Origin of the sequence: Staphylococcus sp. ACRSN (genome assembly GCF_022346615.1) — a bacterium.
Classification (GTDB): domain Bacteria; phylum Bacillota; class Bacilli; order Staphylococcales; family Staphylococcaceae; genus Staphylococcus.
On record NZ_JAKRNS010000010.1, the window covers coordinates 63,045 to 85,723 of the forward strand.

The 22,679-nt window shown below is 31.3% G+C and carries 22 protein-coding genes and 1 riboswitch; of the genes, 6 read left to right on the forward strand and 16 right to left on the reverse strand.

Translation table 11 applies throughout. The features are described from left to right. Positions 1 to 161: 161 nt before the first annotated feature. Complete coding sequence (gene cmk, locus MHZ36_RS10265) at positions 162 to 818, reverse strand: (d)CMP kinase (protein WP_239231481.1); 657 nt, start codon at positions 816 to 818, stop codon at positions 162 to 164. 78 nt (positions 819 to 896) lie between these two features. Here cmk and MHZ36_RS10270 point away from each other — a divergent pair, with 78 nt between their 5' ends. Beyond that, complete coding sequence (locus MHZ36_RS10270) at positions 897 to 1,871, forward strand: asparaginase (RefSeq protein WP_239231483.1); 975 nt, start codon at positions 897 to 899, stop codon at positions 1,869 to 1,871. A 154-nt stretch (positions 1,872 to 2,025) separates the two neighbouring features. Here MHZ36_RS10270 and ypdA read toward each other — a convergent pair whose 3' ends face one another. From ypdA to MHZ36_RS10290, 4 genes are all read right to left on the reverse strand, one after another. Beyond that, positions 2,026 to 3,012: a bacillithiol disulfide reductase YpdA gene (ypdA, locus tag MHZ36_RS10275; protein WP_239231485.1), complete on the reverse strand. Its 987-nt coding sequence runs from the start codon at positions 3,010 to 3,012 to the stop codon at positions 2,026 to 2,028. 245 nt (positions 3,013 to 3,257) lie between these two features. Next, complete coding sequence (locus MHZ36_RS10280; protein ID WP_239231487.1) at positions 3,258 to 5,132, reverse strand: LysM peptidoglycan-binding domain-containing protein; 1,875 nt, start codon at positions 5,130 to 5,132, stop codon at positions 3,258 to 3,260. A 155-nt stretch (positions 5,133 to 5,287) separates the two neighbouring features. Continuing rightward, complete coding sequence (locus MHZ36_RS10285) at positions 5,288 to 6,667, reverse strand: RecQ family ATP-dependent DNA helicase (RefSeq protein WP_239231489.1); 1,380 nt, start codon at positions 6,665 to 6,667, stop codon at positions 5,288 to 5,290. Then, on the reverse strand, positions 6,654 to 7,622 hold the full coding sequence (locus MHZ36_RS10290; protein ID WP_239231490.1) for a helix-turn-helix domain-containing protein: 969 nt from the start codon (positions 7,620 to 7,622) through the stop codon (positions 6,654 to 6,656). The genes MHZ36_RS10285 and MHZ36_RS10290 overlap by 14 nt, the downstream gene beginning before the upstream one ends. Positions 7,623 to 7,730: 108 nt before the next feature. Between MHZ36_RS10290 and MHZ36_RS10295 the strand changes: the two genes are divergently transcribed. After that, the gene (locus tag MHZ36_RS10295) at positions 7,731 to 7,979 is read left to right on the forward strand and encodes a ferredoxin (RefSeq protein ID WP_119485677.1); all 249 of its coding nucleotides are present in this window, start codon (positions 7,731 to 7,733) and stop codon (positions 7,977 to 7,979) included. Positions 7,980 to 8,390: 411 nt separating this feature from the next. On the opposite strand, the gene MHZ36_RS10300 is transcribed toward MHZ36_RS10295, so the two are convergent. The 6 genes from MHZ36_RS10300 to MHZ36_RS10325 form a co-directional block, all read right to left on the reverse strand. Beyond that, the gene (locus MHZ36_RS10300; protein WP_239231497.1) at positions 8,391 to 8,936 is read right to left on the reverse strand and encodes an ECF transporter S component; all 546 of its coding nucleotides are present in this window, start codon (positions 8,934 to 8,936) and stop codon (positions 8,391 to 8,393) included. A gap of 67 nt (positions 8,937 to 9,003) precedes the next feature. Next, positions 9,004 to 9,143: riboswitch (FMN riboswitch) on the reverse strand. Between the two features lie 316 nt (positions 9,144 to 9,459). Continuing rightward, positions 9,460 to 11,214 (reverse strand): ATP-binding protein, encoded by a 1,755-nt coding sequence (locus tag MHZ36_RS10305; RefSeq protein WP_275432195.1) that lies wholly within the window; start codon positions 11,212 to 11,214, stop codon positions 9,460 to 9,462. Further along, positions 11,198 to 11,923 (reverse strand): response regulator, encoded by a 726-nt coding sequence (locus tag MHZ36_RS10310; protein WP_239231501.1) that lies wholly within the window; start codon positions 11,921 to 11,923, stop codon positions 11,198 to 11,200. The genes MHZ36_RS10305 and MHZ36_RS10310 overlap by 17 nt, the downstream gene beginning before the upstream one ends. A gap of 137 nt (positions 11,924 to 12,060) precedes the next feature. Beyond that, entirely contained in the window at positions 12,061 to 12,798 is a 738-nt protein-coding gene (locus MHZ36_RS10315) for a pseudouridine synthase (RefSeq protein ID WP_239231503.1), read from the reverse strand. Next, entirely contained in the window at positions 12,791 to 13,333 is a 543-nt protein-coding gene (gene scpB, locus MHZ36_RS10320; protein WP_239231570.1) for an SMC-Scp complex subunit ScpB, read from the reverse strand. The genes MHZ36_RS10315 and scpB overlap by 8 nt, the downstream gene beginning before the upstream one ends. Continuing rightward, the gene (locus MHZ36_RS10325) at positions 13,326 to 14,057 is read right to left on the reverse strand and encodes a segregation and condensation protein A (protein WP_239231505.1); all 732 of its coding nucleotides are present in this window, start codon (positions 14,055 to 14,057) and stop codon (positions 13,326 to 13,328) included. Before MHZ36_RS10325 ends, scpB begins: the two co-directional genes overlap by 8 nt. A 92-nt stretch (positions 14,058 to 14,149) precedes the next feature. Here MHZ36_RS10325 and MHZ36_RS10330 point away from each other — a divergent pair, with 92 nt between their 5' ends. Next, entirely contained in the window at positions 14,150 to 14,659 is a 510-nt protein-coding gene (locus tag MHZ36_RS10330; protein ID WP_239231506.1) for a DUF309 domain-containing protein, read from the forward strand. Between the two features lie 76 nt (positions 14,660 to 14,735). Here the strand turns inward: MHZ36_RS10330 and xerD are convergent, their stop codons facing one another. The 3 genes from xerD to MHZ36_RS10345 all read right to left on the reverse strand — a co-directional run bounded on the left by xerD (position 14,736) and on the right by MHZ36_RS10345 (position 16,757). Beyond that, complete coding sequence (xerD, locus tag MHZ36_RS10335; protein ID WP_239231507.1) at positions 14,736 to 15,623, reverse strand: site-specific tyrosine recombinase XerD; 888 nt, start codon at positions 15,621 to 15,623, stop codon at positions 14,736 to 14,738. Positions 15,624 to 15,664: 41 nt separating this feature from the next. Then, positions 15,665 to 16,111 (reverse strand): ferric iron uptake transcriptional regulator, encoded by a 447-nt coding sequence (gene fur / locus MHZ36_RS10340; RefSeq protein WP_239231509.1) that lies wholly within the window; start codon positions 16,109 to 16,111, stop codon positions 15,665 to 15,667. Positions 16,112 to 16,214: 103 nt separating this feature from the next. Continuing rightward, on the reverse strand, positions 16,215 to 16,757 hold the full coding sequence (locus MHZ36_RS10345) for an NUDIX hydrolase (RefSeq protein ID WP_239231513.1): 543 nt from the start codon (positions 16,755 to 16,757) through the stop codon (positions 16,215 to 16,217). 213 nt (positions 16,758 to 16,970) lie between these two features. On the opposite strand from MHZ36_RS10345, the gene MHZ36_RS10350 reads away from it, so the two are divergent. Then, complete coding sequence (locus tag MHZ36_RS10350; RefSeq protein WP_239231515.1) at positions 16,971 to 17,885, forward strand: aldo/keto reductase; 915 nt, start codon at positions 16,971 to 16,973, stop codon at positions 17,883 to 17,885. A gap of 94 nt (positions 17,886 to 17,979) precedes the next feature. Here the strand turns inward: MHZ36_RS10350 and MHZ36_RS10355 are convergent, their stop codons facing one another. Further along, a complete protein-coding gene (locus MHZ36_RS10355) occupies positions 17,980 to 18,738 on the reverse strand; it encodes an SDR family NAD(P)-dependent oxidoreductase (protein WP_239231516.1) in 759 nt (252 codons plus the stop codon). 142 nt (positions 18,739 to 18,880) lie between these two features. On the opposite strand from MHZ36_RS10355, the gene proC reads away from it, so the two are divergent. Continuing rightward, positions 18,881 to 19,696, forward strand: coding sequence for a pyrroline-5-carboxylate reductase (gene proC / locus MHZ36_RS10360; protein ID WP_239231518.1), 816 nt, complete (start codon positions 18,881 to 18,883; stop codon positions 19,694 to 19,696). Positions 19,697 to 19,847: 151 nt separating this feature from the next. Here the strand turns inward: proC and rnz are convergent, their stop codons facing one another. Then, positions 19,848 to 20,768, reverse strand: a complete 921-nt coding sequence (rnz, locus tag MHZ36_RS10365; RefSeq protein ID WP_239231519.1) for a ribonuclease Z — start codon at positions 20,766 to 20,768, stop codon at positions 19,848 to 19,850. A gap of 151 nt (positions 20,769 to 20,919) precedes the next feature. Here rnz and zwf point away from each other — a divergent pair, with 151 nt between their 5' ends. Next, on the forward strand, positions 20,920 to 22,404 hold the full coding sequence (gene zwf / locus MHZ36_RS10370) for a glucose-6-phosphate dehydrogenase (RefSeq protein ID WP_239231520.1): 1,485 nt from the start codon (positions 20,920 to 20,922) through the stop codon (positions 22,402 to 22,404). Positions 22,405 to 22,679 lie beyond the last annotated feature (275 nt).

Below are 22,679 nucleotides of genomic sequence, written 5' to 3' on the forward strand. Positions count from 1 at the left end.
GGAAATTTAATGAATTTTACTTATATTTTACATTTATGCCAATATATGTAGTCATAAAATCATAAAACATTGTACATCCTTGTTATACCCTAATCGAAATAATATATAACTTTTTTAGTCAAATTTGAAATATGAGTTATGCAGATAGATCACTGTCAGAATTACAAAGCTTCTACCATTTTTAAAATTTCATTCGTTACCGTTTCAATGTTTTTTCCAGTAGTATCCAATGTCGTTGCGTCAACAGCTTTTTTAAGCGGTGATATTTCACGATTCATATCGTAATTATCACGGTCAGAAATTTCTTGTTTGAGCTGTTCTACATTAGATTCAATACCTCTTTCTTCGTTGTCCTTTTGTCTACGTATCGCACGTTCTTCCACTGATGCAATCATATAAACTTTTAATTCAGCATTAGGTAGTACTACTGTACCGATATCTCTGCCATCCATAATAATACCCTTTTGAGCTGCAAGTTCTTGTTGTTTATTTACTGCAAATGTACGAACAGGTTCCTTTGAAGCAACATAAGAAACGTTATTAGTTACATCATTCTCTCGTAAATAATCAGTTACATCTTGATTATCTAGAATAACACGTTGTCCTTTTTCTTCATCATAAGTTAAAGATAATTCTGAGTTTGCGATAAGTGTATCAAAATCTTCTGTTTTACCTTGCTGTAAATATTTATATGTTAAAGCGCGATACATAGCACCTGTATCAACATAAATCATTGATAATTTTGAAGCTACTAATTTAGCTATAGTACTTTTGCCTGCTGCAGCAGGACCATCTAATGCGATATTAATTCGTTTCATTTCAGAAAACCTTCCTTGTTGTTTTATGAATAATATTTTATCATAAATATGTATTATATTAATAGGAGGAATGCACGCATGAAAAAACTTCTTGTCATACATACAGGTGGCACGATAAGCATGTCACAAGATGAATCTAATCAAGTAGTTACGAATGAAGAAAATCCAATTTCGAATCATCATGAAATAATTAAAGCTTATGCAGATGTTACTGAAATTACACCATTTAATGTACCATCACCACATATGGATATTTATTATGTAGAAAAATTAAAAGATATCATTGAAACAGCTGCGCAAAAAGAAACGTACGATGGCTTTGTTATTACACATGGCACAGATACGTTAGAAGAAACTGCTTATTTATTAGATTTAACTGTTAATATTTCCCAACCTATTGCAATTACAGGTGCAATGCGTTCCTCTAATGAAATTGGTGCAGATGGTTTATATAACTTTATTTCAGCAATCAGAGTTGCGACTAGTAATGAATCTACCAATATGGGAGTTATGGTTGTATTTAATGATGAAATTCATACAGCTAGAAACGTTACTAAGACACATACATCTAATACTAATACATTTCAAAGTCCCAATCATGGTCCATTAGGTGTTGTCACAAAAAATAGCGTTCAATTTCATCATAAACCTTATGAACACCAAGTACTGGAAAAAATTAATCAAAATTTAAATATTCCCTTAGTTAAGGCATATATGGGGATGAATAATGATGTTTTGAATTTTTATAGTAAACAAAATGTTGATGGGATAATAATAGAAGCGCTAGGACAAGGTAATTTACCACCTACATGTCTAGAGGGTTTGGATGCTTGTTTGGATAAATCAATTCCTATTGTCCTTGTTTCACGCTCATTTAATGGCATTGTTGGACCAATATATGCATACGAAGGTGGCGGTGCAACACTCGAACAAAAAGGAGTTATATTCTCTAATGGTTTGAATGGCCCAAAGGCGAGATTGAAATTGTTAGTAGGTTTAAGTAATAACTTAGATAAAAATGAATTAAACTATTATTTCGAATCGCAATTATAGTTGAAATCATCACTATTTCTAAGTTATTAACACTTTAAATAATTATTTTTAAAAAAACAAAACACAGGTTGAGCATATTTAATAGCTCAACCTGTGTTTTTACGGTTTATATATAATGATTTGCTTTTATTTTTAATTAGATATCGTTTTATGATTATGATTCAAGTGGTGTCTGCTTTTTAGCTAAAATACTTTGCGTAATAATACCGCCATGATATTTACCATTCTCTATAAAAATTGTATTAGCATCATTACCTGCTGCTATTACTCCAGCAATATAACAATTTTCTACATTGGTTTCATAAGTTTCTTTGTTATGAACAGGCGCCGTCCCATATTCATTTTGATTAATTTCAATTCCAATTGATTTTAAGAAATCGTAATCAGGATGATAGCCTATCATTGCAAAGACATAATCATTGGATATCTCACAAATTTCATCATTTTGTTTATATGTTAGTGTAGTATCAGTAATCTGAGTAACTTCAGCATTAAATAACATGTTTATTTTTTCGTTTCTCACTAATGATTCAAAATTTGGTAAAATCCAAGGTTTGATTGCTTTTGGATAAGCTTCTCCACGGTATAAAACTGTCACATTTGCACCAGCTTTTTCAAGTTCTAATGCTGCATCTACCGCTGAATTTTTACCGCCGATAATTACTACATTTTGATCAAAATATGGATGTGCTTCTTTAAAGTAATGTTTTACTTTTGGTAGCTCTGCCCCTTCTACTTCTAATGTATTATGATGACCATAATAACCTGTAGCAACCGTTAGAAATCTACATTGATAAACGTCTTTAGTTGTTGTAATCGTAAAGCGATTGTTAATTTTTTTTACAGTAAGGACTTCTTCAAAAGCATTGATACGTAATTGATGATGCTTTACTACTTCTCTGTAATAAACTAATGCTTGATTTCTATGGGGTTTACTATCTTCTACTATAAATGGAATATCCCCAATACTCAATTTATCACTTGAAGAAAAGAACGTTTGGTGAGTAGGATAGTTGTATATTGCATTTACAACATTTCCTTTTTCAATAACTAACGTTTCTATTCCTTTTCTTTTTTGTTCTATGGCAGCACTTAATCCACAAGGACCGCCACCAATGATGATACTTTCAACTGTTTGCATACGTAAATGTCCTCCTTTAACCACCCATATATTATACCAATAGTTTTTGAAAAACCAAATGAAAGAAACTATAAAATCTAGTGCTTAATATTAAAAATTATTAATTTTAAGCATTAATCTCTTTTTTTAGTAATATATTTAAACTTTCTATAAAAAAATGCGTTTCTATGTCTAGCAATAAAAATACACTCCTGAAACTCTAACTTTCAGGAGTGTATTTTAGATTAAAGATAATTTTATAAAGCTTATTGAGGTATCACTAAGCGTTGACCATTATGAATGTCGTTTCCTTGAAGATTATTTGCTTCTCTAATTTTTTCAACGTTTTCTGGTGTACCTTCACCGTAGTATTGAATTGCAATTCTATATAAGTTCTGACCATTTACAACATGTGTGCGTTGGCCATTTGAGTTATTTGATTGTTGTGTATCTTGACTACTGTCTTGGTTACTTGTTGCTTGTGTATCATCACTAGAAGATGAATTGCTTGCTGATTGACCAGATTGATTTTGATCTGATGCTGAACTATCTGAACCACTTGCGTTATCTGAATCACTAGCATTATCTGAACTACTTTGGCTACTTGAATCAGATGATGCTTGATCACTACTACTTTGACTACTATCGTCAGAAGAAGCATTACTTGCTGATTGATCAGAATTAGAATCTGAACTATTGCTGTTTTCTGAGCTACCAGATGATTTATCACTATCATCATCAGAACTATTAGACTTTTCATCGTTACTAGCTTTGTCTTTGTCTTTATCAGCGTCAGATTGCTTATCTTTATCAGACGATTTATCTTTATTGTCAGCTACTTTTTTATCATCATTGCTATTCTTATCATCATTATTACCAGTTAATGCCATACCGCCAAAGATACCAATAGCTGCTAAAATTAAGATAGCTGCTAAAATTGGAAGAAGTTTACCTAATAAACCACCTTTTTTCTTTTTGCGCTTATGATCATCATCGTTATTATTATTGTTGTTATTATTACTATTATTGCCACCATTACCATTTGAACCTGAGCCACTTGCTTTAGAAGCAGCTGCACCTGCGCCTGCACCGGCCGCTGCCGCGCCACCAGCTACTGCAGCACCTTTTTTCTTAGATTTTTTGTTATCTTTTTCATCAGAACTGTTATTGCTTTGGTGCTCATTCTCATTTTTAGTATCTGAAGATTTTGAGTCATTTTTGTCATTGCCAGCTTTGTTTGCTGCATATGCGCCTGCACCGGCACCAGCAGCGGCAGCACCACCAGCTATTGCGGCACCTTTTTTATTAGAGCTTTCTTTTGAATTATCATCATTTGATTGTTGCTTATTTTCGTTCTCTTTTTGTTTAGTATATTCAGGGTCATTTACTCTATTATCTGCATCGTCTTTATTAGCAGCAAACGATCCAGTGCCTGCACCAGCAGCTGTGCCACCTGTTTTATCTGATTCATGTTCAGAATCTAATTTGTTTTGCTCATCATTACTTTCATTTTTTTGCTCATTAGTTGCATCTGTGTCATTTTTATTATGTTTATTGGCAGCATATGCACCTGCGCCTACACCAGCAGCGGCAGCACCACCAGCTACTGCAGCACCTTTTTTATTATTTTTCTCTTGACTATTTTCATCTTCATTACGTGAAATTTCATGCTTATCATCGTTATCATTAGTTAAATTTGAATCTTTTTGACCATTATTATTTACATTCGCGTCATTATTTAAATTATTATTTTGGTCACTATGCTGATTAATTGTTTCTTCGTCAGAAGTTTCCTGATAAATATTATTATCGCGTGAATGGTCTTCATTATTATTAGTCTGATTGAAATCAGATGATGAATTGCCATCTTCATCTAGTTGTTCTTTATCACTAAATTTATCTTGTTGATGTTGTTCAGTTGATTCCCCTTTGTTTTGGTTCGTAGCAGTTTCGCGTCTTCGTTGTCTTCTTTGCGCATTTCTTGGAGGGAACTGCTCATTTGTTTTGTCGGATACTTCTTCTTTCGCATTGTCAACAGAAGCGTCAACAGATTCATTTGTTTTATCTTGTTGTTCATTTGGATCAATTGATTGACGATTTTTCTCGAAATCGTCTTTGAAATTGTTGTTAGACAAATTCATCATCCTTCCTTCATTCGTTTATATAATAAGTATATACTGTTTTACCCTAATCAAACTTAAATATGTACATCTTTTTTTGAGAAATTTACAATATTTAAGCGTCTATTAGTTGTATTATAGCTTGTTTGAAAATATTAAGTAAAGTAATTGTCTATCTATTTGAATAAATTTTTTAATTTTTCTTTATAATCAAATTTACGTTTTACTTTTTTGCGATTAAATATTTTTATTAATTCTATATTTGTATCATTATCACAACAAATTTCAGGTTTGTCAGATAAATTTTCACCAAAAAATTCCATTAAATATGCGCGTCTGCATTGGTCTAAATTTTTGTAACCTAACATGCGAATGTACCCATTTCTTTTACGTTGGTATGTGTTTTCGAAAATATGTCGAAGTTCATTATAGGTGTAATAACTACTTAAAATTTCAATTATTTCTTTTTTAAACGGAATAACGTCTAAACCCAATTCAAATGCATTGACGTCTTCGTTTGTAATCATATCAGTAAATAATAAAGTTTCGAGTAAGAAGCTATCGTCTGGTTGAAATAAACTGATTGCTTGGCTTTGATTACCATCTCTACCTGCTCGTCCAATTTCTTGTAAATAATTGGACGGACTAGTAGAAAGGTGAAAGTGAATAATTGTTCGTATATCTTTTTTATTAATACCCATACCAAATGCACTCGTCGCTACAATGATAGGAATTTCATTGTTTAAAAATTGATGTTGTACCGTTTGTCTTTCTTGGTAAGATAAGTCCCCATGATAAATACCTGTCAAGAACCCTTGTTGATAAATGGCTTGTGCAAGCATTGAACATATTTTTTTTGAGGAAACATAAATAATCGTTGGACCAGATTGTTCAAGTGTAGTTAATAACCACTTAATTTTTTCTTCATCGTCAGAAAAATTTTTATGATTTAATGAAATGTTATTTCTATTCATACTCGTTTTAATAACATTGAAATTTGTACGCAACATTTGATTTAAATCTGCTAATAAATGTGGTGGTGCTGTAGCAGTTAAACCTAAAATAGTAGCGTATGAAAATTGTTGGATAATTTTTCCTATTAACGCATAATGAGGCCTGAAGTCATACCCCCATTCAGATAAACAGTGTGCTTCATCTAATACAACAAGTCCAAAATTAATGTTTTTTATAAGCCTAAAATTATGTGGCTGTAAAATAAATTCTGGGCTCAGAAATATAAATCGACTTTTCTTTAGGTTTTTAATATTATTAGCACGTTCGTCATCATCCATTCCTGAATGTATACAACTTACATTATGTTCACCATGTGTTTTTAATTGCATGACTTGATCATCCATCAACGAAATTAATGGAGAGATAATTAATGTTGGTTGTTTTTTTATATAAGTAGGTAACTGATAACACAAACTTTTACCACTACCTGTTGGTAAAATACCTAACGTATTTTTTTGTTTTAACACGCTTTGGATAATTTCTTCTTGTCCAGGTTTAAATGAATCGAATCCAAACCAATGTTTAAGCTCATCGATTAACATGTATGTCCCCTCTTTCTATGCCAGCGATGATTAATTTAATTGTGAAATAAGATAATTCTGGGAATTTCTCTTTATAATTTCGCAATCTTTCACTTCTATTAGACATATAATATGTTAGAAACGTTGAATTTAAATTATCATTTAAAAATGTTTGATAATCAGTAATGTATCCTTTGATAAACAACTCTAATACATGGTCTTCGATAGTATTAATTTTAACTTGTTGTTGGTTAGCGAGTGCTTGCATCGTATATCCCTTTTTTAAACCATCATAAGTTAAGTCTGTTTTTTGTAATAAAGAAGGTAAAATAATCAATTGATTTAAAATAGGATAATTTTGTTCATTTTCAATTTCATACATCAATGCGACTAAATCATTAATTTCTAACTCAAATAGTGTTTCTTGTGAAAGGCCCTCAATTAAACTAACTTGTTGGCGTGTGTACATACTATCTTCAAATCCTTGTAGATAGTAATGAATATATGTTTCATTATTCAAAACTTTAATCTTTTCAAAGACATTATATAGCTCATCAATGAAGGTTTGCTCTTGTTGTTCAGATTTAATATGTTTATAAATAGACTTCACGCGCTGATGTATCACTTGTTGTTGTGTCACAGGTATGAAATGACTATTATTATTATTATTTAACTGTGAAATAGTTTGAGTTAATAATTGCAGTGCTTGAAAAGTATTTATCAAACTATCGAAAGTAAATCTAGGGTGTGTTATTAATGTGAATTGTGACTCATTATCAGTTCCACTTGATGCATAATATCGCTCAAACGACGGATATTTTAAGTTAGGCAAGCTATGATATAATGATAATAATTGTTGGCTACAAGCATCAAAAAAGGTTTGATGTGATTTTTTGCCTATGATAATATTATAAATGCTTTTTTCAGTTTTGTAGTAGTGTGTATGGTTATGTATATAGTGAAATAGATTTTGCATGTTTACTCCCTCATTATTTAAAACGAAAACATTGAAAAAACTAAGCGCAGTGCTTACAATATTAATTGTGATTTTATTGTAGCATTTTTGTCAAAGGAGGCGAAGAAAATGGCTAAATATACTATTGTCGATATGGATACTTGCATTGCGTGTGGTGCGTGTGGTGCTGCTGCCCCTGATATATATGACTATGATGATGAAGGTATTGCATTTGTAATATTAGATGACAACCAAGGTACAACTGAAGTACCCGAAGAATTGTATGAAGATATGGAAGATGCACTAGAAGGCTGTCCTACTGATTCAATCAAAATTGAAGAAGAATCTTTTGATGGGGATGCATTGAAATTTGAATAGTTTTTTGAATCGAAGTATTAATGCAATAAATTAGTAAAAGTGTCTGAAACATAAAAATACTTGGACAACTATAAAAAGGCATTTTCTATTGAAATATTATAGAAATTGTCTTTTTTTAATATTGTTTTGGTTATAATTAGTTCATTGAGTTACTAATTTTCTAATATTAAGTGGCATTAATATAAGATCAAGTTCTTTTTTAGTTCTATTTATAACTCAAATCTACATTCTAGTGAAACCCAAAATAGCCTTCATAAAATCAAAAACACTCAGATAAATTGGATTAATTTATCTGAGTGTTTTTTTCTGGGATTAATTTCCCAGTTACTTTTTTATATCAGTATATCGTAAGCTTAATACTACTTTAATAATGAGTTTATATAGCAATTCAAAACTATATTGTATCTATTTCTATTTTGGTAATACGCCATTTAATCGTTTATATAATAGTAAAAATATGATTGAAATAACGATACCTTTTATAATATTAAATGGTATAACACCAGAAACAATAATGATCTTTAAGTTACCAAAGACATCAGATAAATTCATTATCATGCCGTATAATGGTAATAGGACAAAGTAATTAAGAACACTCAATACTAAGGTCATTACAAGTGTCGCCACAGTTAAGCCTGTAATAATAGATTTAGCATTGCTTTTATGCTTTGCAACATAATACGCCGTTAAGATAAAACTAGTAGCAGCTAAAAAGTTTGCTACAGGTCCTATAGGATCTCCTACATTGAAAAGGAAATTAAGTAGATTTTTAATAAATTCTACAATAATTCCTGCGATTGGACCTAACGTAAAGGTTGCTAATATTGCTGGGACATCGCTAAAGTCTAATGTCAGATAAGGCGGTAAAAATGGTAACGGGAACTTTATAAACATTAATATAAAGGCAACCGCACTAAGCATACTTATCGTAATTAGACGTTTGGTTTGTTGTTGCATATTCAATTATCTCCTTCCATTCATCTTACACAGAATAGGAGGGATTTAATTGCACAACAAAATAACCCTCCATCTTCTCCCATCCAGACTTTACTGTCGGCTCTAGATTCACACTAGATCAGCTATTTATATATCTTTATTAATATAAATAGGTCGCAGGCTTGATTTACTGCCGGTTGGGACTTTCACCCTACCCCGAAGATGAACATTTAAATTTTATAGATATATCATAGCGCATAACTCAGATAAAGACAATCATATTGTTCGCACTATATGAATTGTTTTTAAATATAATATAAATAGCTTATAATTTTCAACTGCTACTTTGATGAATCACTACTGTTGTAAATAAAAAACTAGTTTACTAAACTCCGTTATATTTTAGAGTTTAGTAAACTAGTAATAGTGTTCATAATAAATGCTCATTAAAAGGCTTCATAAGAGATGAGTGTTTTTCTTTTTATTGAAAAACCTATTTAAAATATGAATTACAGGTATATTATCACTTTGCTAGCATTATCTTCTAATTCAGAGGTTTAGGCAAACGAATGATAAATGTTGTTCCTTTACCTAACTCGCTTTTTACATCTATTTTTCCTTCGTGCCCATCGATAATCATGCGACAAATAAATAGGCCAAGTCCTGTTCCTTGTTTACCTCTTTTTCGTGCTGCATCCACTTTATAAAAACGATCAAATACTTGTTGTAAGTGTTCTGGTGCGATACCTGTACCTGTATCTGAAATATAGAGTATATTATCATTATCACTTTCAGCATGTTCAATCGTAATTGTGTCTCCAACATCAGTATATCTACATGCATTGTCTATTAAATTTGTTAACACCTGTTCAATTCTATCTGAATCGTAATACCATAAAACACCGTTTGTATTTGGATTTAGATGCATTGTTAATTCTAAATCAATAGCTTGTTGTTGGTATTTCATTTGCATTTTATTTAATAACGGGTCAATTGGTTGAATTTCTCTGTCCACACTCAAACCTTCAGCATCCATTCTGGCAACGTTTAACAATTCGTTAACTAATCTATTTAAACGTTTGGTCTCATCTAAAACGATAGTGAGTGAATCTCGAATTTCTTCGGGTTCTGTAACGATTCCATCAACTATTGATTCGGTGTAACCTTGTAATAACGAAATAGGTGTACGTAATTCATGAGAAACATTTGCTATAAAATCTTTTTTCATTTGATCCATATTATGTTCATTTGTCATATCACGTATAATAGCGACAATTCCACTGCGACCATCAGGTTGTATTTGATCAATATAGCTAGTAATAATAACAAAATACCTTGTATTAATCTCATATTCCTCAAATTGTGTATGTTTATTTTTAAACGTCTTCTCATTTTGCATATCAAGTTTTTCTAAAGAATAATCATCTAATAATTGAAGCGTGTTTTGTGCCATTTGATTGGATAATATAACTTCTTTCTTATCATTGTATCCTAATACACCTTCAACCATTGAATTAATCAAACTGTCTCTAATATTTTTAGATGAAGATAAAGCATCGATATGTTGTTGTATCTCAGAACTCATTGTATTAAATGCACGTGAAAGTTCTCCAATTTCATCTTTTGAATTAACCGGTTCGACTTGAGCATATTCTCCTTTTGATACTCTTAGTGCTTGACTACGTAAATTTCTTAAAGGTTTAGTTATTCTTGAAGACAAGAAGAATGCAAAAACCGTAGTTATCCCAAGGAAAATAATAGCAATTATTAAAATGATAACAGTGATTAAATTATTGGTATCTTCAATTGTTTTTAAATCTTGATAGATGAAGACACCACCATATGCATTCTGATTTGATTCACTTAAGTTTTTAGAAGGATAACCAATTAATACATAAGTGTGCTGTTGATCATTTATTTTCACGTTAACGTGTTCAGATATTTTTTTACCTTTGTTAAATACTTCGTCATAATCTTTATTACGTTTGATTTCATTCAACATTTTTTGTTTGGTGTTTCCATATTTATTGTTTTGTGTATCCTTGTCATTCATGATAATTAACCCGACAGGACCTTCAATGAGTTTACGACTATGTTCAATCGCGATTGCTTTATTGTCAGATGTGGCCACTAAATGACTGATACGTTTAGCATCTTTAAGCAAAGAATCTTCGGTTTCTTGAGTGAAATATGATTGTATGAACGTAATAAGCGCTGCGCTAAGTAAAATTAAAACTGTCGTTACTATAAATATTATAGTTAACCACAGTTTTATGACTACATTATTGAGTCGGCTCATCATTTGATTTAACCTCAAATTTATAACCTACTCCCCAAACAGTTTGAATCATTTGAGCAGCCTCTTCAGATACACGATTTAATTTTTCTCTCAAACGTTTAACATGTGTATCTACTGTACGCAAATCTCCATAAAATTCATAATGCCATACTTCTTTCAATAATTGTTCTCTGTCGAAGACCTTATTTGGCGTTTTAGCTAAAAATATTAATAATTCATATTCTTTTGGTGTCAAATTGACTTGGCTATCATCTGCAATTACTCTATGCGCATCATTGTCAATCACTAAATGATCGAACTCGATTAAATCTCGCGCATGTGGTTCACTTTGTTCTGTATGCGCTACTTGAGTTCTTCTTAATAATGCTTTAACACGTAGTACAACTTCTCTAGGAGAAAAAGGTTTAACAATATAATCATCTGCGCCAGACTCAAAACCTTCTACTCGGTTTGTTTCCTCGCCTTTTGCCGTTAACATAATGATTGGTGTATCCTTGTGTTCTCTCAAACGAGATGCAACAACAATTCCATCCATCTCAGGAAGCATTAAATCTAAAAGTATACAATCATAATCATGGTCCATAGCCATATGATATGCTTCATTACCGTCTTTTGCTTCATGAATTTCAAAAGATTCACGCTCTAAATACAATTTGAGTAATCTTCTAATTCGATCCTCATCATCTACGATTAAAATTTCATTTGACATACGTATGTACCTCCCACACTGCTTACTTTCCAATTCATTCACAATTATAGCACAGGTTAATATTGAAAAGTGGAATTGAAAGAAAAGTTTGTGAATTTTTTCTCATACTATTGGTTTTGTCATTGTTTTTTCACAAATTATTTTCCATGTTCTGCGATTTGACGTATCACTTTAACTTCATGTGGTGTTAAAACACGACCTTCGCCAGCGTTTAAACCTTTCAAATTTAACGGCCCAAATTCAATACGTTGTAACTTATTAACTTGATGGCCGAAGTGTTCAAACATACGTCGTACTTGTCTGTTTCTGCCTTCAGTAATTGTGAGTTCTACAAGTGTTGTATTCTTATCTTTATCTTGATTTTTCACTTTGACAATTGCGGGTTGTGTTTTGCCATCTTCTAATTCAATACCCTGTTCTAATGCCTTAACTTCTTCACGCATGAGATAACCTTTTAATTTAGCTACGTATTTCTTTTTTATTTTATAACGTGGATGCGTCATTAAATTAGTGAATTCTCCATCATTAGTTAAAAGCAAAAGACCCGAAGTATCATAATCTAGTCGTCCTACAGGGTAAATTCTCGTTTTAATTTGCTTAAAGTAGTCAGTAACAACTTTTCTACCTCTATCATCAGATACACTTGTAATTACTTGTGAAGGTTTATAGAATAAAATATATAATTTGTCTTCTTGTTCAATTTTTATCCCTTCAACTTCTATTGTATCGGAATTTTTCACTTTAGTGCCTAATTCGGTTACCGTTTCCCCATTAACTCTAACTTTACCTTCGCTTATTAATGCTTCTGCTTTTCTTCTTGATGTATAGCCACTATTTGCGATACGTTTTTGTAATCTCTCTAATTCGTTACTCATTATTTTCTCCTTTTTGGTTTACTAAATTACTGAAAAATGCTTCTATTTCCTCGTCTTCTTCATCAGTAGTTGGTAAATCGTCTAAATGTTCAATGCCAAATACATTTAAAAATAGTTCAGTCGTATATAGCTGCTGACTTCTTGAATCTTTTTCATCTTTTGCTTCTATCAAACCTCTAGCAATTAATGTCTTCACTGCTCCGTCCGAATTAATACCTCTAATCATTTCAATATCACTTCTTGAAAGTGGTTGGTTGTATGCAATAATAGATAAGGCTTCCATTGCAGCTTGTGACAATTTCATATTCGATTTTTGTTCTATTAATGCTTCAATATATGATTCAGCATCCTTCTTTGTTGTTAAAACAACCGTTTGTCCAAAATGTTGAATAACAAGTCCACCAGATTGATAATTCTTTATTAAAGTTAATAGTTCGTTACGATCTATTTCAAGTATTTCTAGCAATTGTTTTTCTTCTAACCCTTCATCTCCAGCTGTGTAGAGCAAGGCTTCTAATATACCATTATTATCCAATGCCATAATTGACCCCTCTTAAAATATTAATATCTTCAAAACTATTCTGTTGTTCGATATTGACTAATCCAGACTTTGACATTTCCAATATCGCTAAGAAATGTGTTACAACCATTTCAATTGGTTCTGAAAAATTGAATAGGCTAAAGAAATTAAATGACGACTGCTGTTGTAAACGTTCATTTACTTGTGACGTAGCTTGTTGAATTGTAAAAGTTTCTTTTTTTATTTCAACAGTTTTTGGTGTATTAAACTCCACTCGATTTTTGACCTTTTGATAAGCAATAATCAATTCAGTTAAATCAATTGTATTATCGGGACTCATTCGCTCATTCGTTTCTAAATGAGATAAATCTGTGGGGTGCTTTGAATAAAAGGAAGCACGTTCTTCTTTTTTTTCATTCAACAATTCAGTATATTCTTTATAGTTTTGATATTCTATCAATCTACCTACTAACTCTTCACGTGGATCATCATCTATTGTTTCGTCGGTTTCTTGTTGTGGTAATAACATCTTACTTTTAATCATTAATAACTCAGAAGCCATAACTAAATATTCGCTTGCGACATTTATTTCTAAAGAATTCATTGCATGTATATATTGCATATATTGTTCCGTTAAAGATTTCATAGGAATATCATATATATCTATTTCGAATTTTTGTATAAGATGCAATAATAAATCTAAAGGTCCGTTAAAAGCATCTAATTTTACTTCATACATTTTATCTACCTCATATAGCAAGTTAAGTGCGTATTTCACTAAAATATTATAGCATGTTTACTATAAACATTTAAATTTGGAGCGGTTTTTATATGGAAAAAGCATTACAATCTTTTTATTATCAATTTCACACTGAACAGCATTATTTTTTATGTCATGATATTTTAGAAGATGCATGGAAAGAAAATCCAAACTTTACAAAGCAAGATGCGGTTGTCAGTTTGATATTATTGGCTACAGGTTGTTATCACTATCGTCGAAATAACTTTAAAGGAGCAGTGACCTCATTTAATAGAGCATTAATCGTTATTAGAAATAGTTCAGATTGGCACACACTTGGGTTGGAGATTCATGAATATATAGCTCTGTTGAGAGAATTGAAATCATTAGCATCTCTAGGTCAACCTTTTAGTCCAGTTAATTTACCACTTTCTGAACATGTGCTCAAAGAGATAAAAACAACGTATCCAAACTTTAACTTTAATAAAAATATGATTACGAATAGTTATATTGTAAATCATCATTTAGAAAGAGATCGTTCAGAAGTTGATAACGCAAGAGAAAAAGCGTTATTAGCAAGACAATTTAAAAGAGAGCGTTGAACAATTAATATTCACTGCAGTTCTCTTTAGACATTAAAACACAGATTAGTTCATTTGATGATAAACTAATCTGTGTTTATGCACGTGGATGAAATTCGTTATACATTTTACGGATTTGAGATTTTGAAACATGTGTATATAGCTGGGTAGTAGAAATATCAGAGTGTCCTAACATTTCTTGCACTGCCCTTAAATCAGCACCGTTTTCAAGTAAATGGGTTGCGAACGAATGTCTCAACGTATGTGGTGTCAAAGTTTTGTTTATGTTTGCTTTAATGCCGTTTTGTTTTATCATTTTCCAGATGGCTTGTCTTGACAAAGGTTTACCATGCATATTTAAAAATAAAACAGATGTTACGGTTTTTTTTAATAATTGAGGACGTACTGTTTCAATATATGTAGATAAATAGTCAATGACAGCTTCACCTAATGGAACAATGCGTTCTTTATTCCCTTTTCCGAATACTTTTACAAAGCCCATAATTAAATTCACATCATCTATTTCAATATGAATTAATTCTGAAACCCTCATACCAGTTGCATATAATAGCTCAAGCATTGTTCTGTCCCGATAACCATTATTTTTTGATAAATCTGGCGTTTCCAACAATGCAAGGACTTCATTGACTTCTAGTACATCAGGTAACTTTTTATCATATTTTGGTGTTTCTATTAAAACAGTAGGATCTTTTGCTGCATACTTTTCCCTAAGTGCGAATTGATGAAAACTACGTACTGTAGAGACAAAACGTGCGAGTGACTTTGAAGATGCACCTTCATCTTGTAATGTGCCAAGGCACTGTTGGATGGTCTGCCTATCTACAAAGTCGATATGACTAACCTTATTTTCTTCTAAAAAAGTTGCATATTTTGTTAAATCACGTTTATAAGCACCAATCGTATTTGTACTTAAACCTTTTTCTAATTGAATAAATCTTAAAAACTCTTCGATTATTGTCTGCATTAAATCACCCCTAGATTTTAAATTAACAGGATGAAAATGGATTATTTACCTTTAGCTTGGCAATCTGAACATACACCATGAAATGTTAATCTATGGTCTAATATTCTAAAGTTAAAGTCACTTTCAACTTTTTCTTCTACTGCAGGTAATAAATCTTCTTCAATTTCTTCAACCTTCCCACATTCCATACATACAAGATGGTGGTGGAAATGTTTAGCACCTTCTTTGCGTAAGTCAAAGCGGGCAACACCATCGCCAAAATTGATTTTGTCTACTACTTTAAGTTCAGCTAATAATTCTAATGTTCTGTAAACAGTAGCTAATCCTATTTCTGGTGCTTTATCTTTTACTTTTAAATACACATCTTCAGCACTTAAATGGTCTTTCTCGTTTTCAATTAACACTCTTAATGTCGCTTCTCGCTGTGGAGTTAATTTGTATGATGATTGTTGTAATTGTTGCTTCACGCGATTTAATCGTTCTTCCACGGAAGCCTCACTCCCCTACTAATAATTATAATCATTTTAATTTACAATATGATACATATATAAAATACCAGTAATTGATAAAATTAGCAAGTATATGCGAATCTTATTTATAATCATTATAATTAAGTAAAAAATGTTGTAATGCTATAATTGTTTTAGCATCTTCTAATTCTCCACTTTGTAATAAACTTTTTATATCATTTATTTTTACATTTTCTAAGACAATAAATTCATCTTCATCAAGATTCATTTGACCAATTTTTAAATCTTTAGCAAAATAAATTGAAATTTTTTCATTTGAAAAGCCTGGCGAACCATACATTTCAGTAATCAGTTCTAATCGCTCTGCAATATAACCAGTTTCTTCTTCTAATTCTCGTTTTGCCGCTTCCTCACGATCTTCTCCTTGTTCCAATTTACCTGCTGGTATTTCTAACATTGTTTTTTCAGCCGGTTTCCGAAATTGTCTTACTAATATAATTTCATTATCAGGTGTTAAAGCGCAAACAGCTACAGCACCATTATGATAGACTAATTCTCTTTTTGATTTCTGACCATCTGGTAGCGTCACATCATGTACCTCTAAGTTTATGATTTTACCATTGTATATTTCTTCTTTATGTATCGTTTTTTCATATAATTCCATTATAATCACGTTCCTTTTATTTTAAGTAAGTACCTGTTAAGATAATATTCGTTAGTGGGAATGACTCATTGTTAAGTTAACTATTACTATTTGTTAAAGTTACTCACACATGAGTTGAACTATTTTCAATGTTTGAATGTTTTCCTCACGTAACTGAAGTGAATTTTGTAAGATTTAGATTCTATCATTTAGTGTATCGAAAGGAGCAAGAACATGCAAAAGAATGTCTTAAAAAGTGGTTTGGAAATTTCAGAGGTTGGACTAGGATGTATGAGTCTAGGCACAGATATTGTTAAAGCAGAACCAATTATTGATAGAGCCATTGAACATGGCATTACCTATTTTGATACAGCTGATATGTATGATAAAGGTATCAATGAAAAAATTGTTGGCAAGACCTTGAAGAAATATCAAAGTCGTGAAGATATCGTGATTGGTACAAAAGTTGGTAATCATTTAAAAGATGATGGTACAACATTTTGGGATCCTTCCAAAAAACATATAAAATCAGCAATTAAATCATCACTTAAAAATTTGGGTTTGGATTATTTAGACTTGTATCAGCTACATGGAGGTACTATCGACGATCCTTTAGATGAAACAATAAGTGCATTTGAAGAGCTAAAACAAGAAGGCTTAGTACGAGCATATGGTATCTCTTCTATTCGACCAAATGTAATAAAATATTACTTGGAGCACAGTAATATAGAAACAATCATGAATCAATTTAACTTAATAGATAATAGAGTGGAATCATTGCTAGATGAAATTCACTCAAACAAAGTTAAGATACTTGCTAGAGGCCCGGTTTTCAAAGGATTATTGACAGCAAAAAGTAATCAAATATTAGATGATAAATTTGAGGATGGTATATTTGATTATAGTTACCAAACACTTGGTGAAACAATTGCTTCGGTTAAAGAAATTGAAAGTAACCTAACTGCGCTTTCCTTTAATTATCTAAGTTCACAAGATGCATTAGGTTCTATCATTGTTGGAGCAAGTAGTGTTGAACAATTAGATGAAAACATTAAAAATTATAATCTATCGGCAGAGATTGGTTTCGAAACATTAAAAGCTGCTCGTGGTAGAGTGAAAAACTTAGAATATACGCAACATCTTAATTAAATATAAAGTTAGAGAGTTAATAACAACCTGCAAACAAAATGCAATATTTTGTGATTATGCATGGTCAGTCTATTAACTCTTTTTAAATTCTAATTTAAGATTTGTTTTTAAATAGTTTGGTAAAATGTTGTTCAAAAAACCTTGGTGCGATTTGATAGAACTTAAGCATAACAAACATCCATTTTGGTTGATTGATTTCATCTTGTTTTGTTATTATCCCTTTTATTATTTTTTTAGCTAATTCATCTGCATTTAGCATGATTTTTCTGTATTTATTAGCATAATTGTTGGATGGATCAGCTTTTTTATGAAATGGTGTGTCTATAGGGCCGGTATTAACAGTCAAAATGTGATAATTTGGGCATTCAATTCGAAGTGCGTTTAATGTTTGATAAAATGCAGCTTTCGATGCACCATAATGTGCTGCACTGGCTTGTGTCACAAATGCCGCTTGGCTACTAATTCCGATAATTGATGGATAGTTTGTTAGATATGGTTTTAATATTTCTAATAATATATTGAAATGAATTACATTTAATTGATATGTTTCTAACATTTCTTTTGAAGTATGATGCGCTATAGTTTTGAAGTATCCAAGACCAGAGCAATAAATTAGTCCGTCAAATTTTTGTGATTTTAATTGCTTTGTAATATTATAAATCGCTTCAGTAGATTGTAAATCACATTGTATAATAGATAAATGTGACATCCCATATTTTTCTATTACATCCTTTAGTTTTTCAGAGTTACGAACTAAAACAGTTACATTAACTTTCTTAGCTAATAATTGTTTGAGTATGGATTTACCTAATCCACTTGTACTCCCTGTTAATATAAAATGTTTCCCTATCATACGTTTCACCTATCCAATTTGATTTTATAATTATTATAAATGATTATAATATTTTTTGTCATTAATATAATGAAATAATTAGCCATAATTCTAATGTATGTTACTATGGTTACATAAAACAAAGAGGAAGTGGGAATTTTACATGAAACTTGTATTTTATGGTGCCGGCAATATGGCTCATGCTATCTTTACAGGAATCGTTAATTCAAAAGTAATTGATTCAAATGATATTTATTTAACCAATCGTTCTAATGAAGAAGCTTTAAAATCATATGCCGACGAATTAGGTGTCAATTACAGCTATGATGACGAAGCATTATTAAAAGAAGCGGATTACATTTTCTTAGGTACCAAACCTTATGATTTTGATAATTTAGCAGAACGTATCAAACCTTATGTTACAGACAGTAATAAATTCATCTCTATTATGGCAGGTCTGCCTATTAGTTATATAAGAGAAAAACTTAATACTGAAAATCCAGTCGCACGAATCATGCCCAACACAAATGCACACGTAGGTCATTCTGTGACAGGAATTAGTTTTTCAAATAATTTTGATCCCAAATCTAAAACTGAAGTAGATGATTTAATTAATTCTTTTGGTTCCGCTATAGAAGTGTCTGAAGATAACCTACATCAAGTGACTGCAATCACGGGAAGCGGCCCTGCATTTTTATATCATGTATTTGAACAATATGTTACTGCAGGTACAAGACTGGGATTAGAAAAATCACAAGTTGAAGAATCAATTCGTAACCTAATCATTGGTACAAGTAAAATGATAGAGCGTTCTGATTTAAGCATGGAACAATTACGAAAAAACATTACTTCTAAAGGCGGTACTACACAAGCTGGTCTCAATGCCCTTTCAAAATATGATTTAGAAAGTATTTTCGAAGATTGTTTACGTGCAGCTGTCGATCGAAGTGTTGAATTATCAAATCAAGATGAAGATTAATCAAAATTTATAGCTCATGTTATTGTTTATAAAAAAGTACTATATATTATATGATTTAAAATTCAAATTAAAAAAGCGTTTCGACTGAGATAATTCGAAACGCTTTTTTTAAATTAATATTTTATAATCCACTGCATTAATGCGAAATACTTTAAAATGACCAACTATCAAAGTCTTTAACAAATTTAAATGCAGGTGTATCTTCTTTTAACTTTAAATCTTCACTTATGTTTTCAACATCTTCTGTAGTATATCTATTACTAATATGTGTGATTAAACTATATTCAACATTTGCCTCACGAACCAGCTCAAAAACATCATCGATATGACTATGATGATAACTATTTGCCAATTGCTTTTCACCTTCAATATAAGTGCTTTCATGCACCATTACTGTTGCATTACGAGCGATAAGTAATTCATTCTTACAAGGCATTGTGTCGCCAAATATTGCAGCTATAGGGCCAGGCTTAGCATCGCCTTTAAACTGGCTAGATTCATATATAGTACCATTATATTCGAATGTTTCGTTGTTTTTAACTTCTTGATACTTAGGCCCTGGTTCTAAACCGATGGCTTTCAAAGCTTGAACATCAATCTTGCCCTGTGTAGAAGGCGCTTCTACTCTATATCCAAATGATGTTATACCATGATTTAACATATGTGCCTCAACATTAAAACCATCATGTTGATAAGATAAATGATTTTCGATTTCTATGTATGTGATTGGATAATTAAGTCTTGATTCTGATAATTTTAATGTCGTTTCAATAAATGCTTTAATACCTTTCGGACCTATGACAGTTAATGGTAAACCCTCACCACCTTGAAACGAACGGCTAGATAGCAATCCAGGCAATCCAAAAATATGGTCGCCGTGCATATGCGTAATAAAAATATGATTTACTTTACCTAATTTAATTGAATGATGAAGTATTTGGTGTTGTGTGGCTTCACCCACATCAAATAACCATATATTATTTGAATAAGGTTCTAGGTTAAGTGCAATGGCTTGTGTATTTCTTTCCTTTGTTGGCAGACCCGCACTTGTGCCGAAAAATGTGATTTCCATGCATATGCCTCCTCTTCTTGTTCACATTCTATCATAGAAGAGATAAAAAAATATAATAATTTTTGAATGCTTTTAAGCAAAAATGTATGAACATTGTTAATTATTGGTCTATAATGAAAACAGATTTATAAAAAGAATTGAGGTTTTGAACTTGAATACTAGAAATAAAGACATTCCATGCTTAATAACTATCTTTGGAGCAACTGGTGATCTAAGTCACAGAAAATTATTTCCATCATTATTCCATTTGTACCAACAAGATAACTTAAACGAACAAATTGCCATAATTGGAATAGGAAGAAGAGAATTAACGAATGATGATTTCCGTAGTCAAGTGAAATCGTCAATTCAAGAACACGTAAAAGATACAAAACATCTCGATAAATTTATGGAACATGTTTTTTATCATAAACATGATGTTAGTGATGAAGCGAGCTATCAGTCATTACTAGAAGTTAGTAATAACTTAGATAATGAATTCAATTTACAAGGTAATAGATTGTTCTATCTTGCAATGGCTCCTAATTTCTTTGGTGTAATTTCTGATTACTTAAAATCTTCAGGCTTAACTGACACTTCTGGATTTAAACGTTTGGTTATTGAAAAACCTTTCGGTACAGATTTAGAGTCTGCAGAAAAATTAAATGAACAATTGCGTCGTTCATTTAAAGAAGAAGAAATTTATCGTATTGACCACTATCTTGGTAAAGATATGGTACAAAATATCGAAGTGTTGAGATTTGCTAATGCTATGTTCGAACCTTTATGGAACAATAAATATATATCTAATATACAAGTCACTTCATCAGAGGTATTAGGCGTTGAAGATCGAGGCGGTTATTATGAATCAAGTGGTGCCCTTAAAGATATGGTACAAAATCATATGTTACAAATGGTAGCATTACTTGCAATGGAAGCTCCTATTAGCTTGAATAGTGCTGATATCAGAGCTGAAAAAGTTAAAGTATTAAAATCGTTACGTAAATTAGAAGCCGAAGAAGTTCGTCATAATTTTGTTCGTGGACAATATGATGAAGGTGTCATTGAAGGTCAAAATGTTAAGCGCTATAGAGACGAAGATCGTGTAGCTAGTGATTCAACAACGCCTACATTCGTTTCTGGTAAATTAACAATTGATAATTTCCGTTGGGCAGGCGTTCCTTTCTATATTAGAACGGGTAAACGCATGAAGAGTAAAACAATTCAAGTTGTAGTTGAATTTAAAGAAGTACCGTTAAACCTATATTATGAAACAGATAAGAAATTAGATTCTAATTTACTTGTTATTAATATTCAACCTAACGAAGGGGTTTCTCTGCATTTAAATGCTAAGAAAAATGTACAAGGTATTGAAACTGAACCAGTTCAATTGTCCTATGCAATGAGTGCTCAAGATAAAATGAACACTGTTGATGCATATGAAAATCTATTATTTGACTGCTTGAACGGTGATGCAACGAACTTTACACATTGGGAAGAATTGAAATCTACTTGGAAATTTGTAGATGCAATACAAGAAGAATGGAATCAAAATGAACCTGAATTCCCAAATTACAAATCTGGTTCAAATGGCCCACTTGAAAGTGATTTATTACTAAGTAGAGATGGATTCCATTGGTGGGACGATATACACTAAATGCACTACAGAAGTATTAAGTAAGCAAAGTTAAATTTTATATATTCACTGCAACTCAAATTTGAAATAATTTGAGTTGCATTTTTTGTACATACAATCTTTCGATTATTGATACTTGTTTTTCTTAATTTTATGGTGATGTAAAATTACATACATGTTGTTACTTTTTTATTAACTTAGTTATGTGTTATGATTTACTCTATTGAGTGAGTTTATACATACTGTCCTTTTGAATTACATTTTACCCTATTTAAAATGTTTAAGATGTAACTCTA

Bases quoted from the DNA above. Each gene is read 5' to 3' on its own strand.
- MHZ36_RS10295 (WP_119485677.1), top strand. From the start codon at position 7,731: ATGGCTAAATATACTATTGTCGATATGGATACTTGCATTGCGTGTGGT.
- MHZ36_RS10310 (WP_239231501.1), bottom strand. From the start codon at position 11,923: ATGTCAAATGAAATTTTAATCGTAGATGATGAGGATCGAATTAGAAGA.
- MHZ36_RS10355 (WP_239231516.1), bottom strand. From the start codon at position 18,738: ATGATAGGGAAACATTTTATATTAACAGGGAGTACAAGTGGATTAGGT.
- MHZ36_RS10305 (WP_275432195.1), bottom strand. From the start codon at position 11,214: ATGAGCCGACTCAATAATGTAGTCATAAAACTGTGGTTAACTATAATA.
- ypdA (WP_239231485.1), bottom strand. From the start codon at position 3,012: ATGCAAACAGTTGAAAGTATCATCATTGGTGGCGGTCCTTGTGGATTA.
- MHZ36_RS10270 (WP_239231483.1), top strand. From the start codon at position 897: ATGAAAAAACTTCTTGTCATACATACAGGTGGCACGATAAGCATGTCA.
- MHZ36_RS10325 (WP_239231505.1), bottom strand. From the start codon at position 14,057: ATGTATGAAGTAAAATTAGATGCTTTTAACGGACCTTTAGATTTATTA.
- cmk (WP_239231481.1), bottom strand. From the start codon at position 818: ATGAAACGAATTAATATCGCATTAGATGGTCCTGCTGCAGCAGGCAAA.
- proC (WP_239231518.1), top strand. From the start codon at position 18,881: ATGAAACTTGTATTTTATGGTGCCGGCAATATGGCTCATGCTATCTTT.
- rnz (WP_239231519.1), bottom strand. From the start codon at position 20,768: ATGGAAATCACATTTTTCGGCACAAGTGCGGGTCTGCCAACAAAGGAA.
- MHZ36_RS10345 (WP_239231513.1), bottom strand. From the start codon at position 16,757: ATGGAATTATATGAAAAAACGATACATAAAGAAGAAATATACAATGGT.
- MHZ36_RS10300 (WP_239231497.1), bottom strand. From the start codon at position 8,936: ATGCAACAACAAACCAAACGTCTAATTACGATAAGTATGCTTAGTGCG.
- MHZ36_RS10290 (WP_239231490.1), bottom strand. From the start codon at position 7,622: ATGCAAAATCTATTTCACTATATACATAACCATACACACTACTACAAA.
- MHZ36_RS10315 (WP_239231503.1), bottom strand. From the start codon at position 12,798: ATGAGTAACGAATTAGAGAGATTACAAAAACGTATCGCAAATAGTGGC.
- MHZ36_RS10280 (WP_239231487.1), bottom strand. From the start codon at position 5,132: ATGAATTTGTCTAACAACAATTTCAAAGACGATTTCGAGAAAAATCGT.
- xerD (WP_239231507.1), bottom strand. From the start codon at position 15,623: ATGCAGACAATAATCGAAGAGTTTTTAAGATTTATTCAATTAGAAAAA.
- MHZ36_RS10330 (WP_239231506.1), top strand. From the start codon at position 14,150: ATGGAAAAAGCATTACAATCTTTTTATTATCAATTTCACACTGAACAG.
- MHZ36_RS10350 (WP_239231515.1), top strand. From the start codon at position 16,971: ATGCAAAAGAATGTCTTAAAAAGTGGTTTGGAAATTTCAGAGGTTGGA.
- MHZ36_RS10285 (WP_239231489.1), bottom strand. From the start codon at position 6,667: ATGTTAATCGATGAGCTTAAACATTGGTTTGGATTCGATTCATTTAAA.